The 16,931-nt window shown below is 36.3% G+C and carries 14 protein-coding genes, 3 tRNA genes, 1 riboswitch and 1 other annotated feature; of the genes, 12 read left to right on the forward strand and 5 right to left on the reverse strand.

Features of this window, described 5'->3' with window-relative positions:
* Nucleotides 1–105: 105 nt before the first annotated feature.
* From U8519_RS00130 to U8519_RS00140, 3 genes are all read left to right on the forward strand, one after another.
* A tRNA-Glu gene (locus U8519_RS00130) sits at nucleotides 106–177 on the forward strand.
* Nucleotides 178–183: 6 nt separating this feature from the next.
* Nucleotides 184–256: transfer RNA gene (locus U8519_RS00135), tRNA-Val, on the forward strand.
* A 131-nt stretch (nucleotides 257–387) separates the two neighbouring features.
* The gene (locus tag U8519_RS00140; protein WP_334328313.1) at nucleotides 388–654 is read left to right on the forward strand and encodes a hypothetical protein; all 267 of its coding nucleotides are present in this window, start codon (nucleotides 388–390) and stop codon (nucleotides 652–654) included.
* 531 nt (nucleotides 655–1,185) lie between these two features.
* Here the strand turns inward: U8519_RS00140 and U8519_RS00145 are convergent.
* Nucleotides 1,186–1,980, reverse strand: a complete 795-nt coding sequence (locus tag U8519_RS00145) for an N-formylglutamate amidohydrolase (RefSeq protein ID WP_334328314.1) — start codon at nucleotides 1,978–1,980, stop codon at nucleotides 1,186–1,188.
* A 13-nt stretch (nucleotides 1,981–1,993) separates the two neighbouring features.
* Nucleotides 1,994–2,677, reverse strand: coding sequence for a hypothetical protein (locus U8519_RS00150; protein WP_334328315.1), 684 nt, complete (start codon nucleotides 2,675–2,677; stop codon nucleotides 1,994–1,996).
* Between the two features lie 80 nt (nucleotides 2,678–2,757).
* A riboswitch (SMK box riboswitch) is annotated at nucleotides 2,758–2,844 on the forward strand.
* On the opposite strand from U8519_RS00150, the gene metK reads away from it, so the two are divergent.
* Nucleotides 2,842–4,038, forward strand: a complete 1,197-nt coding sequence (gene metK, locus U8519_RS00155) for a methionine adenosyltransferase (protein ID WP_334328316.1) — start codon at nucleotides 2,842–2,844, stop codon at nucleotides 4,036–4,038. Its footprint overlaps the riboswitch before it by 3 nt.
* Before the next feature lie 97 nt (nucleotides 4,039–4,135).
* Nucleotides 4,136–5,611 carry an MDR family MFS transporter gene (locus U8519_RS00160; protein ID WP_334328317.1) on the forward strand — a complete coding sequence of 492 codons (1,476 nt, stop codon included), beginning with the start codon at nucleotides 4,136–4,138 and terminating at the stop codon, nucleotides 5,609–5,611.
* Here the strand turns inward: U8519_RS00160 and U8519_RS00165 are convergent.
* Nucleotides 5,564–5,971, reverse strand: coding sequence for a phosphatase PAP2 family protein (locus U8519_RS00165; protein ID WP_334328318.1), 408 nt, complete (start codon nucleotides 5,969–5,971; stop codon nucleotides 5,564–5,566). The genes U8519_RS00160 and U8519_RS00165 overlap by 48 nt on opposite strands.
* Before the next feature lie 317 nt (nucleotides 5,972–6,288).
* On the opposite strand from U8519_RS00165, the gene U8519_RS00170 reads away from it, so the two are divergent.
* The 3 genes from U8519_RS00170 to U8519_RS00180 all read left to right on the forward strand — a co-directional run bounded on the left by U8519_RS00170 (nucleotide 6,289) and on the right by U8519_RS00180 (nucleotide 12,282).
* A complete protein-coding gene (locus U8519_RS00170; protein ID WP_334328319.1) occupies nucleotides 6,289–7,602 on the forward strand; it encodes a glucosaminidase domain-containing protein in 1,314 nt (437 codons plus the stop codon).
* 2 nt (nucleotides 7,603–7,604) lie between these two features.
* Nucleotides 7,605–7,813 (forward strand) — a binding site (T-box leader).
* A gap of 55 nt (nucleotides 7,814–7,868) precedes the next feature.
* Nucleotides 7,869–10,289 (forward strand): leucine--tRNA ligase, encoded by a 2,421-nt coding sequence (gene leuS / locus U8519_RS00175; RefSeq protein WP_334328320.1) that lies wholly within the window; start codon nucleotides 7,869–7,871, stop codon nucleotides 10,287–10,289.
* Between the two features lie 397 nt (nucleotides 10,290–10,686).
* Nucleotides 10,687–12,282, forward strand: a complete 1,596-nt coding sequence (locus U8519_RS00180) for a putative polysaccharide biosynthesis protein (RefSeq protein WP_334328951.1) — start codon at nucleotides 10,687–10,689, stop codon at nucleotides 12,280–12,282.
* A gap of 39 nt (nucleotides 12,283–12,321) precedes the next feature.
* On the opposite strand, the gene U8519_RS00185 is transcribed toward U8519_RS00180, so the two are convergent.
* Entirely contained in the window at nucleotides 12,322–13,164 is an 843-nt protein-coding gene (locus U8519_RS00185; RefSeq protein ID WP_334328321.1) for an NAD(P)H-hydrate dehydratase, read from the reverse strand.
* A 65-nt stretch (nucleotides 13,165–13,229) separates the two neighbouring features.
* On the opposite strand from U8519_RS00185, the gene U8519_RS00190 reads away from it, so the two are divergent.
* A tRNA-Leu gene (locus U8519_RS00190) sits at nucleotides 13,230–13,313 on the forward strand.
* Nucleotides 13,314–13,409: 96 nt separating this feature from the next.
* The gene (locus U8519_RS00195) at nucleotides 13,410–14,828 is read left to right on the forward strand and encodes a hypothetical protein (protein ID WP_334328322.1); all 1,419 of its coding nucleotides are present in this window, start codon (nucleotides 13,410–13,412) and stop codon (nucleotides 14,826–14,828) included.
* Here the strand turns inward: U8519_RS00195 and U8519_RS00200 are convergent.
* Nucleotides 14,825–15,151: a hypothetical protein gene (locus U8519_RS00200; protein WP_334328323.1), complete on the reverse strand. Its 327-nt coding sequence runs from the start codon at nucleotides 15,149–15,151 to the stop codon at nucleotides 14,825–14,827. The two genes, U8519_RS00195 and U8519_RS00200, sit on opposite strands and share 4 nt — an antisense overlap.
* 346 nt (nucleotides 15,152–15,497) lie before the next feature.
* Between U8519_RS00200 and U8519_RS00205 the strand changes: the two genes are divergently transcribed.
* Nucleotides 15,498–16,064, forward strand: a complete 567-nt coding sequence (locus U8519_RS00205; RefSeq protein ID WP_334328952.1) for an O-acetyl-ADP-ribose deacetylase — start codon at nucleotides 15,498–15,500, stop codon at nucleotides 16,062–16,064.
* A 143-nt stretch (nucleotides 16,065–16,207) separates the two neighbouring features.
* Entirely contained in the window at nucleotides 16,208–16,603 is a 396-nt protein-coding gene (gene mscL / locus U8519_RS00210) for a large-conductance mechanosensitive channel protein MscL (RefSeq protein ID WP_334328324.1), read from the forward strand.
* Nucleotides 16,604–16,931: the final 328 nt, after the last annotated feature.

Raw genomic sequence — 16,931 nt, forward strand, 5'->3', positions numbered from 1 at the left:
TTATAAAAACTTGAAAAAAGACTTGTCACGTCTATGTATCTAATATATAATATTTTTTGTGCTTGAGAAAGGGATACGTAAATGTACGGTTTCTTGACGAGTTATGACCCGTTGGTCAAGTGGTTAAGACACCGCCCTTTCACGGCGGTAACATGGGTTCAAATCCCGTACGGGTCACTATTTGGAGGATTAGCTCAGCTGGGAGAGCATCTGCCTTACAAGCAGGAGGTCACAGGTTCGATCCCTGTATCCTCCATCGAATAGTAAACATTTAGAACTAGGACAGTGAGTCCTAGTTCTTTTTTTGCACTCAATTTCATGACATAATTTTTTAGATAGGTTATTATGATAGTAATTTTAAGTTCTAGGAATAGGAGTGCGATAGAAATGTTAAAACATCATTGTCCATCAATACCATCGGCAGAAGATAAAGAAAAGTTCTTTAATTTAATTAATGAAAAGCCATGGCTTATTCCATCAACCGTTTTATTAGAAATGATTCCGGTCTCGATCGTGGCTTACGGATTCATGAAGAACCTTCGCTTAAAGAAAAAATTAAAGATTGAACATCAAAAAACAGTTCGTGAGTATATTAAAAAGTCTGAATCAGGTAAGTTGACTGAAGAGGAGTTTTATTATTTGAAACATATTTAGAGTTTTCCGCCTCCGGTCAGCAGTAATTCCATCTGTGGCAGGACCGGTCTGAGCCAAAAAGTGGTCTCATACCTCGCTTGGATTGCTTTGCAAAAAACGCAAATCAATCAAGACGTCCAGTGCTGTAAATGCGGAAGATCGCCGCATTAACACCACTTTTGCCACGGATTCCATTACTGCTGACCTCCGGCTCTACTTATCCACTACAAAAAACAGCATATTATGACAATGGGACATAAATTCCCATCTACTTGTCATAATATGCTGTTTTAGTTTCTAAAATATAAAACTCAATTATTACACTACTGTCAGATAGATACTATTTGGACTAGAAATAATACAAATTTAGCTGACGATGGTCAACAATGGAATCCGCCGTAATCGTGTTCTAAGCGATTTATCGCTTAGAACACTGGACGACTCGAAAGACTACAGGCTTTCGAGCGAGGCTTAAGACGAAGACTTAAGCCGGTCCTAGGGCAGATGGAATTGTTGATCATCGTCAGCGGCATCCAAAAGCAAACAAACAAACTAATGAAGCTTAGCCTTAAGCAGTTCAGTTATTTTATACAAATCTTCCTGAGTAACTCTGAACAATTCAGGATCATAGGAAGTTACTTCTTCAGCAGTAAAATCTCGATCGGCTATATAGCGATTGTATCGAATTTCTAAGTGGAGAGTGTGAATATTGTTCCTAGCTCCATAATGCTTAGTAATATGACCACCAGTAAATGGGAAATTATCAGAAACAGTGTATTTCCTTTGTTTCAACTCATTAGCAAGCCAGTTTTTGATCTGACTAGATGAAGTACTGTCGTAATCATTACCGATCACAAAATCAGCCGGAGACATCATTTCAAAACCGGGATAATGTGAGAAACTGTGAAGGTCGATTAAATATATTTCGTCGAAGACTTCCAATTTATTATCAATAAGTTGTTGTAGTTTGTCGTGATAGGGTTGATAAAAATTTAAAATTCTCTGTTCGATTTGCTCTTTACTCAGTGACTCGTTGTACAGTGACTGACCAAAGGAATTTGTTTGGTGAATAACGTTTCGATAATTGTTATCGAGTTCAATATTTTCTAAGTTTGGATCAGCAACGTAACGACTGATATTGTTCTGAATAGTAGTGAAACCTAATTCAGGAATGAAACTGTATAGTTCTTTCAAGAACCAATCGCTGTTAGTTAATGGTATATCTTTCCTTAATGATCGTTTAATATCTTCAGGAACAAATGTCCCACTGTGTGGGAAACTAAAGATAACGGGATACTCGTTGGAGTTAGTGTTGAAGCAATCAAAGTTTGGTTTGGTTGTTTGCATCTAAGACCTCATTTCAGATTAATAATAGGAAGTTTCCAATTACTCGATAGAATAAATTAGATGTAGATAAATGTTTAAATTGTTTTAATAATGCTGAAACCACTACGAAAACTACGATTGTGATCGAAGTGATTGCGCTGATGTATCCTAATAAGAATAATATCAAAGTCAGGCCGGCAAGTGTTACTAATTGAATGTAGTCAGTGCGTGCGCCCTCAAAGTAATCGATCAGAACAGTGGCGACATTAACTAATAGCAGTGGTACAACAAAATTAAAGGAAATAAAGTGCATATATGTATATGCGATAGCAATTGACATGAAGCTGGGAACAATGAAATTGTCTATTAGTGTTTGTACTAATTGGTATTTTTCATCGATGTATTTGGTTGAGAACAGTAGGACTAATTGAATGAAAATTAAAATTATTACATTTATGTTGAGACTCTTAAATGTCAACATAATTAAAATTACGTAAATCAAGCTATAAAGACCGTTGAAATACATATTTGGTTTTAAACTGCGAATATATTCTTTATAAATAGCCACCATACCAACCATTATTGCCATAAACCAATTTATAGAGTAATTATTTAGGTCATGTCCAAAAATAAAAATAAACGGAAAGATATGATAACTTAAAAATTCGATCAATGAAGCAAATATTTTTTTGTATTTTTTATAAGTTAAGCTGTTCATGTGGACTCCTTACAGTATATAAAGCAATATTAATGTAGAAAATTGCCTTCGTCAATTTGTTTTAAATTAAATATGTGTTAATCTATTAAGAGGTTCCTGATGGGATCCTTTTTTTATTGTGATTAATAAAAGGAGAAGCCCTGTAACCGAAAGGTGGAAAAATTATGTCAAAAAATTATTTATTTACTTCTGAATCAGTTTCAGAAGGACATCCAGATAAAATGGCTGACCAAATTAGTGATGCCATTCTTGATGCAATTCTAGCAAAGGATAAGAATGCACGTGTTGCCTGTGAAACAACTGTTACTACTGGTTTAGTATTAGTTGTAGGTGAGATCTCAACGACAGCTTATGTTGATATCCAAAACGTTGTTCGTAAGACTATTACAGAAATCGGATATGATGGTTCAAATCCTGGTTTCAACGGTAATGGTTGTGCCGTACTTGTCGCACTTGACGAACAATCACCTGATATCGCTCAAGGTGTTAATGATGCGCTTGAAAAGCGTGGTAAAGATGCTGACTTTGATCCATTAGATCAAATTGGTGCTGGAGATCAAGGTTTTGTCTTCGGTTTTGCTACAAACGAAACTAAAGAATTCATGCCTCTTCCTATTTCACTAGCTCATAAGCTTATGCGAAAGACTGCAGAAGTTAGAAAGAACAAGACAATTGATTACTTGATGCCAGATGCAAAGTCACAAGTAACAATTGAATATGATGAACACGACAAGCCTGTTCGTATCGATACCATTGTTATCAGTACACAACACAAGGCCGAAGCATCATTGGAACAAGTTCAAAGAGATATTAAAAAATACGTTATTGATGAAGTTGTTCCTCAAGATATGATGGATGACAAGACTAAAATCTTGATCAACCCAACTGGACGATTTGTTATTGGTGGACCAGAAGGAGATTCTGGACTTACTGGTAGAAAAGTTATCGTTGATACATACGGTGGTTTCGCTCGTCACGGTGGTGGTGCCTTCTCAGGTAAGGATGCTACTAAGGTTGACCGTTCAGCAAGTTATGCTGCAAGATATATTGCTAAGAACCTTGTTGCCGCAGGTATCGCTGAAAAAGTTGAAATTCAAATTGCTTATGCCATTGGTGTAGCAAAGCCAGTTTCAATTCACGTTGATACATTTGGAACAAGTAAATATTCAGAAGATAAGATCGTTGATTGTATCAATGAGTTCTTTGATTTAAGACCATTAGGTATTATCATCATGCTTGATCTTCAAAGACCAATTTATAAACAAACGGCCGCTTATGGTCATTTCGGACGTACAGATATTGAACTTCCATGGGAAAAACTTGATAAGGTTGACGAAATCAAGAGTTTCTTCAAGGAATAGTAGATGATTACAGAGGCGTTTCTTTAAGGGTAAAATCCTTAAAGGACCTCTGTTTTTTTTATGGCATTATTCAGTTTTTGAGGGGGAAGTATTTTTAATGGAACAAAAAAATCAATCAAATGTAGTGATCGTTACCATTGCAATTTTTATTGCTACATTCATGACTGCAGTTGAGGGAACAATCGTATCGACTGCCATGCCAACTATCATTGGTAGTTTACACGGCGTTAGTTTGATGAACTGGGTTTTCTCTATTTATTTATTAATGACAGCTGTATCAACACCGATATATGGTAAGTTGTCAGATCTTATCGGCCGTAAGCCGGTACTTTTGTTTGGATTAGCCTTGTTCGTTGTGGGTTCAACACTCTGTGCAATGTCTAATTCAATGATCACGTTGATTCTGGCACGTGTGGTTCAGGGACTTGGTTCTGGAGCCATTCAGCCACTAACCTTTACGATCATTGCCGATATCTATCCATTAGATAAGCGAGCTAAAATCTTAGGATTCAATGGATCAGCTTGGGGGATTGCTGCCATCATTGCTCCTTTATTAGGTGGTTTCATTGTTGAAAAATTAAGCTGGCATTGGGTATTTTTGATCAACTTGCCAGTTGGTTTGATTACTATCGGTTTGATTTGGGTATTCTTGAAGGAAGAAAAACGTGAACACGATAAGGTCAAGATTGACTACACGGGAACAGCATTATTAGTTTTGATCCTTCTACCACTAATGTTGGCTTTACAAAATTTAAGTGCAAGTTCAATTTTATTACCTATCGGCTTAGCAGCTATTTCAGTGATTTCGATTTTTCTATTTATCAAAGTGGAAAAAAAGGTGTCAGATCCAATTTTACCTTTGCAATTATTTAAGAATAAAACATTTGTTATTCAAAATATTATTGCCTTATTAGTAAGTGGTTTCTTGATTGGATTTGAAGCTTATATTCCTACTTGGATGCAAGGTATCTTGGGACTTAGTCCATCGATGGGTGGATTTGCGGTAACACCTAGTTCGATCGTCTGGATCTTAGGCTCATTTTGGGCAGGTTCATTGATCAAGAAGATGGCACCAAATCGTATTATTTATATTAGTTTGTTCTTTATTGGAATTGCTAATATTGCACTGTTGACAGCTACAGTTTCATCGCCGTTTATTTACTTCTGTGGCCTAGCAGCTGTTGCAGGATTAGGATTTGGTTTGACTATTACAACGACTACGGTTACGACGCAAACTGTTGTAGCTCCTGAAAATGTTGGTGTAGCAACTAGTTTTAATACGTTGTTGCGGACAATTGGTCAATCAATGATGGTTTCAGTTTACGGTATTATTCTTAACACTGCCTTAATTAAAGGAGCAGCCGAAAACAAAAAAATAACTGTCGATATGATGAATCAATTAATTGATCCACAAACCGCCAGTTCCTTGCCAGCAGAGCTTTTACCCAAAATGAGACAAATTCTTTTTTCTGGATTGCACAATATGTACGTTGCTTCTCTAGTATTATTAATAATAGGCTTAATCTTAAACGCCTTTGAGCTTAAGAATCGAAAGATCCTTGGCTCTGAATAGTAGAGTAGTAAACGTGAGAATAGTGGCTGCCAATAGGTAACCACCGACAACATCGCTCGGATAATGGACGCCTAAAAAAATACGACTGTATCCGATCAGGGCAACTAAACCAATCGCAACAATGCTAAATGTGACCTTCGTGCTTAGCTTTTTAGCAATTATAAATATTACGATCAGCAATGAAATGTACAATGCAAATGATCCGGATGAATGTCCACTCGGAAAGCTGAAGCCACCGGCATAAACATAATGGTGATGAGCAGGACGAGGTCTTTGAACATTTATCTTAATGAGATGATTAGTCAGTGAGATGATGATTTCATTCATCGCAACAAAAAAAGCTGCATAATAATATTTCATTGCAGATAGTATTATTACAGAAATAATAGTTAAAATTGTGATTGTGTTAGTGTTTCCAAAAGAAGTCAAAAAGCGAAATATAGTTAGTGAGAAATCATTGTGATGGTATATTTGGCCTATGACTGCCTGGTCGAATGATTTGATGAAGCTGGTTTGCTTGATAACGCACGTACTCCAGATTATGAAACAAATCAACAGCAAGATATTGCAAAAAGACATTTTTTTAGAAATTTTCATTGTTTTTACTCTCAATTAGTTTAAATTTTGTTTAAGAAATTATATAATATTGTATAAGCTTTTATGTGGGGTAAATGAATATGACTATTACACGTCGTGAACGTATTCGTGAAGAAAATCGTTTGACTAAATTAAATAATAAAAGTATTAAAAGTGCAAATTTACGTAAGAATGTTACTTTCTTAGGTGGTAGTTTAGTCGTTGGAGGAGCTTTTGCTCAACTAGCTGACGTTTCAACTACTGTGCCAGTTTATGCTGAGGCAACTTCTACGAGCACTAGTACAAATGATTCAACTACTAATATAACAGGTATGGTAACACCTCGTGGTGTTGGCGACCAAAACTTCATTAATTATATTGGTAATTCAGCTCGTAAGTTAGCTGACAATAATGATATTTACGCTTCTGTCATGATTGCACAAGCAATGGTAGAAAGTGGCTGGGGTACTAGTGGACTTGCTAGTGCACCTAATTATAATTTGTTTGGTGTTAAGGGTTCATACAATGGTGAATCTGTTAACATGGGAACTCAAGAAGATGACGGAACTGGTAGTTTGTATTCGATCAGTTCTAACTTTAGAAAGTATCCATCTTATAAGGAATCACTAGAAGATTATGTTTCTTTGATCAGAGGTGGAGTTTCAGGCAATCCTGAGATTTACGCTGGAGCATGGAAGAGTAATACAGAATCTTATAAAGATGCTACGGCTTATTTAACAGGTCGTTACGCTACTGACACAACTTATGCTGACAAATTAAATGCCATCATCCAAAAGTACGATTTAACTCGTTTTGATACTGACACAGATTCACAAGATCAAACTTACGTATTTGCATCTGGTGATACATTACAATCAGTTGCCGATAAGTTTAACATGACAGTTGAGACCTTGATGGAACTTAATAACTTGAAGACAAGCAGTTATGTATATCCAGGTAAAACTTTGACTGTTTTGAAGGTCATTGGTAACGATACTAATGATGGTCAACAACCAGTTACGGTAACTAATATGGCCAATATTACTGGTACAACTGATACAAATACGACAACTAATTCTGATGTTTATGGTAATAACCAAGCACCAATTATTGTTCAAGATGAGACTGACGGTGTTAAGAAGTATGATGCATCAAATAGTTCATCCAATGTTGCTGTATCAGTTAAGAATACTTTGAGTACTGGCACAACTGGTGGCTCAAGTTCAAATTCTGATAATAATACTGCAACTACGAATAATGATAATGCTGCTTCAAATGACAACAGTGTAACCGTTCAAGATGGTGATACTATTGATTCGATTGCAGCACAAGCTAATACAACTGCAGATCAGATCAAACAAGATAATAACTTAAATTCCGATTTACTAGTTGTCGGACAGAAGTTAATGGTATAGTATATAACACAACGGAAGTAGTAAGTGAAAGAAGAATTTCAGAAAGTACGTGGTTAATGTGAACGTATAACTTCTTTGACTGAACTCATCCATTTAAGTTTAATCGCTGAACTAATAGTAGGTGATTACGAATAGTCCGCGTTAAGGAATTCGAGAGTCGTTCTTTTTAAGAACGGAACTTAGGTGGTAACGCGATAATTTCGTCCTATGATTAATTTCATAGGGCGATTTTTTATTATCGTGACAAATTATTTGGAGGATACGATATGTACAATCACAATACAGTTGAGAAAAAATGGCAAAAGTATTGGAAAGAGAACAAAACTTTTAAGACTACAACTGACAAGAACAAGAAGAACTATTATGCACTAGATATGTTCCCATACCCATCTGGACAAGGTCTTCACGTTGGACATCCAGAAGGTTATACAGCAACAGATATCTTGGCACGTATGAAACGTGCTCAAGGTTACAATGTTTTACACCCAATGGGATTTGATGCCTTTGGACTTCCTGCCGAACAATATGCAATGGATACTGGCCACAATCCTGCAGATTTCACTGAAAAGAATATCAATAATTTCAAACGTCAAATCAATTCACTTGGTTTTTCATACGATTGGGATCGTGAAGTACAAACTACAGACCCTAAGTTCTACAAGTGGACACAATGGATCTTTGAACAAATGTACAAGAAGGGGTTAGCTTATGAGGCTGAAGTTCCTGTTAACTGGAGTCCAGATCTTGGTACAGTTGTCGCTAATGAGGAAGTTATCGATGGTAAGACTGAACGTGGTGGTTTCCCAGTAGTTAGAAAACCAATGCGTCAATGGATGCTAAAGATCACAGCCTACGCTGACCGATTACTCGATGACCTTGATTTGATCGACTGGCCTGAAAATATCAAAGAGATGCAACGTAATTGGATCGGTCGTTCGATCGGTGCTCATATTGATTTTCCAATTGATGGTTACGATGATAAGAAGATCACGGTCTTCACAACTCGTGCAGATACTGTCTTTGGTGTTTCATACGTTGTTTTGGCACCTGAAAATGATCTTGTTGATATTATTACTACTGATGAACAACGTGATGCGGTTAAAGCTTATCAAGAAGAAGCAGCTCGTAAGTCTGACCTTGATAGAACTGATTTGAATCACGATAAGACTGGTACATTCACTGGTGCTTATGCAATTAACCCAGTAAACGGTGAAAAAGTTCAAATCTGGATTTCAGACTATGTCCTAGCTACTTATGGTACAGGTGCAGTTATGGCTGTTCCGGCTCACGATGAACGTGACTATGCTTTCGCTACTAAGTTTCACTTGCCAATCAAACAAGTTGTTGAAGGTGGCGATATTACTAAAGCAGCCTTTGGTGGTGATGGAGCACATATCAACTCTGACTTCTTGGATGGCCTTCACCAAAAAGAAGCTATTGATAAGATGATCGAATACCTTGAAGACAAAGGCTACGGTAAGAAGTTTGTTAATTACAAACTACGTGACTGGTTGTTCTCACGTCAAAGATACTGGGGTGAACCAATTCCTGTTATTCATTGGGAAGATGGTGAAACAACTTTGGTACCAGAAGATGAATTACCATTAAGATTACCTGCTGAAGCAGATATCAAACCATCTGGTACTGGTGAATCACCACTTGCTAACTTAACGGATTGGGTAAATGTGGTTGATAAAAACGGTCGTAAAGGTCGTCGTGAAACTAATACAATGCCACAATGGGCAGGTAGTTCATGGTACTACTTGAGATATATCGATCCACATAATGATAAAGAATTAGCTGACTATGATCTATTGAAGCAATGGTTACCAGTTGACTTGTATATCGGTGGAGCCGAACATGCCGTACTTCACTTACTATATGCTAGATTCTGGCACAAAGTATTGTATGACTTGGGTGTTGTTCCAACTAAGGAACCATTCCAAAAACTATTCAACCAAGGTATGATCTTGGGTGATAATCATGAGAAGATGTCTAAGTCAAAAGGTAACGTTGTTAACCCTGATGATGTTGTTGAATCATATGGTGCTGATACCTTGAGAGTCTATGAAATGTTCATGGGACCATTGGATGCTTCAATTCCTTGGTCTGAAAATGGCTTATCAGGTGCTCACAAGTTCCTTGATCGTGTATGGAGATTATTTATCAATGATGATGATTACAGTACACTTCGTGAAGGATATGTTGTCGACAAGAATGACGGTAAATTAGACAAGGTCTATAATGAGACCGTTAAGAAAGTAACTGAAGACTATGATGCCTTACGCTTTAACACAGCTATCTCTCAAATGATGGTCTTCGTCAATGAAGCACATAAGGTCGATACAATGCCTAGAGAATACGCTGAAGGCTTCGTTAAATTGCTTGCCCCAATTGCACCACATATGATGGAAGAATTGTGGAGTAAGTACGGACACGAAGGTTCGATCAGTTATCAACCATGGCCAACGTATGACGAAAGCAAAATGGTTTCAGATACAGTAGAATTGATCGTTCAAGTTAACGGTAAACTTAGAGACAAGATGGAAGTTCCAGTTGGAATGAGTAAGGATGAAATCGAAAAACTTGCTCGTGAAGATGAGAAGATCAAGAAGTTTACTGAAGGTAAGAACATCGTTAAAGTTATTGTTATCCCTAATAAGATTGTAAATATTGTAGTTAAATAGAGAGTGAAACAAAACGGTAACTACTGAGCATTACCTAGAATAAGGGAGGTACCACGAAGTGGTGCATCACTTATTCGTAGTAAGCGGAGGTAGTTGTTTTGGGAAACTCGTTTTAAATAGAGAGTGAAACAAAACGGTAACTACTGAGCATTACCTAGAATAATTCGTTTTAAAAGACAAATTTTAAAATTTAAGAGGCTGTGATGGACAAATCACAGCCTCTTTTTTAGAATTTAATTGCAATTAATTGAAATTAAGAGTATTTTAAGGTTTCTGAGTTCACAACTTTGCTATAATTGAAGAGATAGTTTTTAAGGTGGTGCAGGACTTGAACAATAACCATAACGATGGAGAAGTAACCCCAGTTTTGAATCCTGAAACTTCAACACAAGATACAATGTTGAAGGGTTCAGCGTGGATGACTGCCGGAAGTATTTTTTCACGTATATTAGGTGCAATTTATATTATTCCCTGGATGGCATGGATGGGTGCCGCATATCCGCAAGCCAATGCGTTGTATGCTAAAGGATATAATATTTACAGTTTATTTATTATTATTTCAACAGCGGGTATTCCAGGAGCAATTTCGAAGCAGATTTCCCACTACAATGCTTTGGATGAGTATTCCACTGGTAATAAACTATTTAAGCATGGTTTGAAGATAATGACGATGATGGGAATCGGCTTCGCAGCCTTGATGTACTTTGGTGCACCATTGATGGCAACCTTATTTGCGGATGGCGATCCTCGTAGTATTCCGGTTATCAAGTCACTTGCTATTGCAGTTTTGATAATTCCAATCTTGAGTATCATGCGTGGATACATGCAAGGCTATTCTGATATGGCTCCGTCGGCTATATCACAGTTTATTGAACAGATTGCCCGAGTTATTTATATGCTTGGCGCAACTTACGTGATTATGAAGTTAAACAATGGTAGCTATATTAGCGCCGTTGTTCAGTCAACGTTTGCGGCCTTTATTGGAGCGGCATTTGCAATTGGTATATTGCTAATTTCATTTGCAAAGAAGATGCCTAAGTTACGATCTTTATCTCGTAACGGTAAAGCACCGGAAGAATTGAATAAGAATTTTACTAGAGAGATTTTTGAACAAGCTGTACCATTTATTATTTTGGATGCTGGTATCACGTTCTTTAATTTATTCGATCAGTCGACCTTTAATCAGTTTATGAGGATGTTTGTTAAGGCAACGGGAGATCAGCTGGATAACTACTATTCTTTATTTGGTTTCCAGGCTAATAAGCTGATTATGATCATCGTTTCATTGTCAACCGCTATGGCTGTAACGGCGATTCCAATTTTGTCCGGATTGTATTCTAAAGGTGTTAAGAAGGATATTGAGAATCAAATTTCTAATACTTTGGAATTGTTCTTCTTTATTATGATTCCGGCATCGTTAGGGATGTATGCTGTCTCACAACCGTTATGGACAACGTTCTATCGTTATGACGAGTTAGGTATATTGATGTTACAATTCAGTTCAGTTATCTCGATCTTATTGGGATTATTCACTGTTTTGTCAGCAATCTTACAGGCACTGTATCGTAATAGATTAGCGATTAAATATTTTGTTTATGGATTCATTGTCAAAGTTCTAGTTCAAATTCCAATGATTGGTCTGTTCCATGAATTTGGTCCACTAGTTGCAACAAGTATTGGTATGGGTGTGGTTTGTTGGTTAATGACTAAGAAATTACATGATATTTATCCGTTTGATACTAATCGCATTTCGCGACGTATTAGTGGGATCATTATGTTCTCGTTAGTAATGTTTGCGGTCGTAATCTTTGTTAATTGGTTAGTATTCCACTTTGTTGGTAATTCTGATCGTATTCTAAGTGTGATTATTTTAGTTGTGGAGGCTGGATTAGGTGGAGCTATTTATGGCTACTTAGTTTTGAAGACACAACTGGCCGATAAGATTTTAGGATCAAAAGTAGAACGCATTAGACGTTTAGTTAAAATTAAATAAAAAATACCGACGATTTGTCGGTATTTTTTTTAGGATCAGTTATTGTAATTGCTTTGAAAATTTCAACATGTACTTTGGTATTTTACTAATTAACTTAGAAGGTAGAACTACATAATCAGTTTGATTGATCTTGTCAGCAATATAGCTGTGTAAGTACAATCCGGCGGAGATTGTCTTCAGTGAGAAGCCGAATTGTCCAACGAAACCAGCCAGAATTCCTGTTAATGTATCACCCATACCACCAGTTGCCATACCGGGATTACCATCGTCTATTTGAAGAACTTTACCAAAGTCATAGATTTCTGAATGATGTTTTTTGAGTATCAAGATGGCATTCGGTGCAAGTTTTTTGAGAGCAATTTCATTGTTTTCTGGAGTTTGTTCAGGAATAGCTAATCCCGATAATCTTGCCCACTCACCTTGATGAGGGGTTAAAATCAAATTACTGATTTTTGTTAGATCGATGTTCTTTTCAGCGGCAACAGTCAAAGCTGATGCATCCATGATAACTGTTGTATCTCCATCACAGTTCTTAATGACGGAACTAATTATTTCAGCGGTATTAGTTGATGTTCCTAATCCTGGTCCGACAACAATTACATTGTTCTTTATAATAGCAGCAGCCATTTCTTGTTTGTCGTTGTAGTCTATAGTCATAGCCTCTGGAACGACAGTATTCATGGCTGTGAATTTTTCTGGAATGGTTAGGACCGTTACTAATCCAGCACCTGTATGTACAGCGGCTGAAGTAGATAGAATAGCAGCACCACCGAAGGGAAGAGAACCTGCAATTATCAATATACGGCCGTAGTTTCCCTTGTATGATTCAGGGTTGCGGGCTTTAATTACCTCAGATAATATAGATTTATTGATTTTTTCCATTACAAGAACCTCCATTTGTAGTATCATTTAATATTGTAAGCCATATCAGTGAGATATGGTACCGTGCCGCTGTGGCGGAATTGGCAGACGCGCAGTGTTCAGGTCGCTGTATGGTTATCCATGTACAAGTTCGAATCTTGCCAGCGGCATAATTAGTTAAGAGTAGGAATATTTTCGATATTTCTACTCTTTTTTAGTGCAAAATATGTTATATTTTAAGCAAACAGACGTTCGAACGGAGGCCAATGATGATATTCGATAAGAAAATGGATAAGTTATTTAATTTGATGAGTGACGCTATTAATTCGGGTGAAAATGGTGAGATATTAACTTTTTTTGAGAATAATAATAGTGAGTTAAAGGCTGAATTTCCAGATACGATTAATTTCATTGAATCTCATAAGCTGATTGATAATTTAAGTTCTTCTTCAACTGATCGTGGCGAAGTGTTGAACAATTATTTTGAAGCTAAAAACATTTATGACCTTGAGTGTTTTAATGGAGCAGAAAAAAAGAAATCGTCTCAATCAAAAATTGTTAAGTTAGAGATTGCTCATCATGATTCTTTTGAGCCGCTGTCTATTTTTAGAAATATTTCTGACAATTATGTTCCATCGGATATAATTGAGAAATTAATTATCGATGGTAAAAATAATTCAATTGAATATCACCTCGATAGTTCAAAGCAGAGTCAAGTTCATAAATATAACAATAAGACGAGCTTAGATGATTTGTTATACGAATTGAACGACCAGATATCTAAGTTTGATGATCGCAGCAAAGTACTTCCAGATGCTTTTTTACAACTAAAAGTAATTTATGCTAACGATAAAAAACAGTTTTTCTTTTATAAGAATAATGATCAATTACCGAAAAATTGGAAAGAATTTGTTGAACCAATCAAGAAACAATTTAATGTGGGTAGGCTCAATCAGGATATTTTCCAACTGGAACCTCCGGAAGAGGAATATTTTATTTGTAAGGTAAAATTTAGCGATTACAGTAATGCGTATTCATACTTAGCTCCAGATGAGAATCTGAAAAAAGGTGATCGGGTATTGGTACCTGTTGGTAACAACAACGAACGTAAGGAAGTCACTGTAGATAGTGTTGGCAAGTACACGAATAGTACTTCTTCCTATCCAATAAGTAAGATGAAGCATGTTATTGCTAAAGTATACAAAAGTTACGATTACTATGATGATGACGAAGTTGAATATAATCAGCCAAGTACCGATTATGCCAGTTCCATCTCGATAAGTTCGATCAAGCTTCAACAATTTGGCGGTAATGTAATTGTTGATGACGACAATGCAGAAGATTTGGTTCTGCTCAAACAATCTGATTGTTCATACAAGTATATTCTTAGGTATCCTAAGAATGGGACAGATACAGTACCGTATTATCGGATATTGAATTTTGCTAAAGAAAAAAATATTCACAGCCTTGCTATTCCAGATAGATTTTCCGAACAAATGGATGATAATTTGGATGATATAGCAACATATGCATTGCAGACGATCGGTGATTGGCTAGAATCGAATGATCAATATGATATAGATATTACTATTGCATGCAGTGACGATTCATCTTACGATGCATACTCAGAATTCGTTGATATGTACGAAGGTGATAACGTTTATCTGATCGATGCAGATTATTAAGATTGTTTGTTCTTGTTTGCTTCACGCAATTGAGCCTTTAGTTCTTGATTTTCTTGGCGTAGTTGGTCTATCTCTGAGTATTTTTTAACCGATGCCTTAACCTTGGGAGTTTGAGTTGTTCTATCACGCTCTGGAGCGGTTTTGAAAAATAAATACAAATACATTAATATCATGACCGTCCAAATAGTATAAATAATAATTCTTGGGATGTGGATCATGAAAGTCTCTTGAATCAGAGAAGTGGGATCAATGACCATGTAGATCAAGCAGACGATTATGAAAATAACTGAATAGATCAGAAAATGGATAAAGAATTTTTTCATGTTTGTAGCCACCATTCATTATTTGAAGTAGTTATTATACTGCTAGTTTATCATATTAAATCAGTGATATATTAATTATATGGGAGATGGTATTTTGACACCAAATAATCATGTAATTGTTTGTAAGGTTAGGATTGATAATGGTCAAGAACCGTATCTTACTAATAATGAGAACATCAATATCGGGGATTCAGTTGTGGTTCCAAGCCAAGCAGATGATGACTCCCGAATAGGTGAAGTGATAAATGTCCGCATATATAATAGAAATGACTTACCAAGAAAAAAGTTGAAATATATTTTGAGCAAAGTTAAGAGTACAACTAATGTAGCAACTGGAGAATATGACATGACAAATGATGAACACAAGAAGAGTACGATTGATATTGAAGTTTGTGATATTACTAAGGTAAAATGCGATGCAATCGTCAACGCGGCGAATAAGTCACTCTTAGGTGGTGGTGGAGTTGATGGGGCAATCCATCGTGTTGCTGGTCCTAAGTTATTAGAAGAATGTCGAACGCTGCATGGTTGTGAGACCGGACAAGCAAAAATAACCAAGGGCTATAATTTACCAGCTAAATTTGTGATTCATACGGTTGGGCCGATTTACTCCGGTAAACTTGAGGACAAAGTTATGCTGACGAATTGCTATCAAAATTCTCTGACTGTCGCTAGAGAGCACGATCTTCATACAATCGCCTTTGCAGCAATTTCTACTGGAGTTTATGGTTATCCATTGGAAGATGCTTGCCAAGTGGCATTGATTGCGGTGGGTGATTGGTTAGAGAAAAATTCCGATTATCACATGGAAGTTTTGATGACTTGTTTCGACGATGAAGTTTATGATGAGTATGAAGATTTTATCGATGTTTATGATGATGGTAATGATTATATTTATGATGCAGGTTACTAGGGCGGTCAAACCGCTCTTTTTGTTTATAATTCTTTAAAAAAGTTTTACAATTCGCTTTGAGAGGGAGTTATTCATTGTCTAAACCATACGAAAAATAGGATAATTAAATATAACAATATTTATAGAAGGGATAGTCATAAATTATGATTAAAGAATTTAAAGATTTTATAAGTCGTGGAAATGTAATGGACTTGGCAGTTGGTGTCATTATGGGTGCTGCTTTTACTGCTATTGTCCAATCATTAGTAAGTAACTTGGTTAATCCATTGATCGGTTTGTTTTTAGGTAAGATAGACTTGACTAATTTGAAGTTTCAAGTTGGGGATGCAACATTTAAATATGGTGCATTCATTGAATCCATTATTAATTTTTTGATAATTGCATTGGTGGTTTTCTTCTTAGTTAAAGCAATGAATACGATTATTAATGCGAGAAAATCTGATGAAGATGCAGAAGAAGAGGAAGAGGCTTCTAAGGAAGATGAGATGATCATGTATTTGAAAAAAATTTCTGAATCGGTTGATAATGGTAAGAAGTAGATAAAGGTTTTTGTTTCTACGTCCGCTTCCGGTCAGCAGTAATTCCATCTGTAGCGGGACCGATTTGAGCCAAAAAGCGGTCTCAAATCTGCTTTGCATAAACCGCAAATCAGTCAAGACGTCCGTGCTGTAAATGTGGGAAGACCACCCACATTAACACCACTTTCGCTACTGATTCCATTACTGCTGACCTCCAGCTAAATATATTTGTATATAAAAATTCGTATCACTAAATTAACTGTGATTCACATTTTTTGTCTGATTAGATAAAAATCTGGTAATTGTTTATTACTGTACTACAAGACTGACCTCCAGCCAATTTATCAAG

Origin of the sequence: Companilactobacillus sp. HBUAS59699, assembly GCF_036913575.1 — a bacterium.
In the GTDB taxonomy this organism is placed as follows: domain Bacteria; phylum Bacillota; class Bacilli; order Lactobacillales; family Lactobacillaceae; genus Companilactobacillus.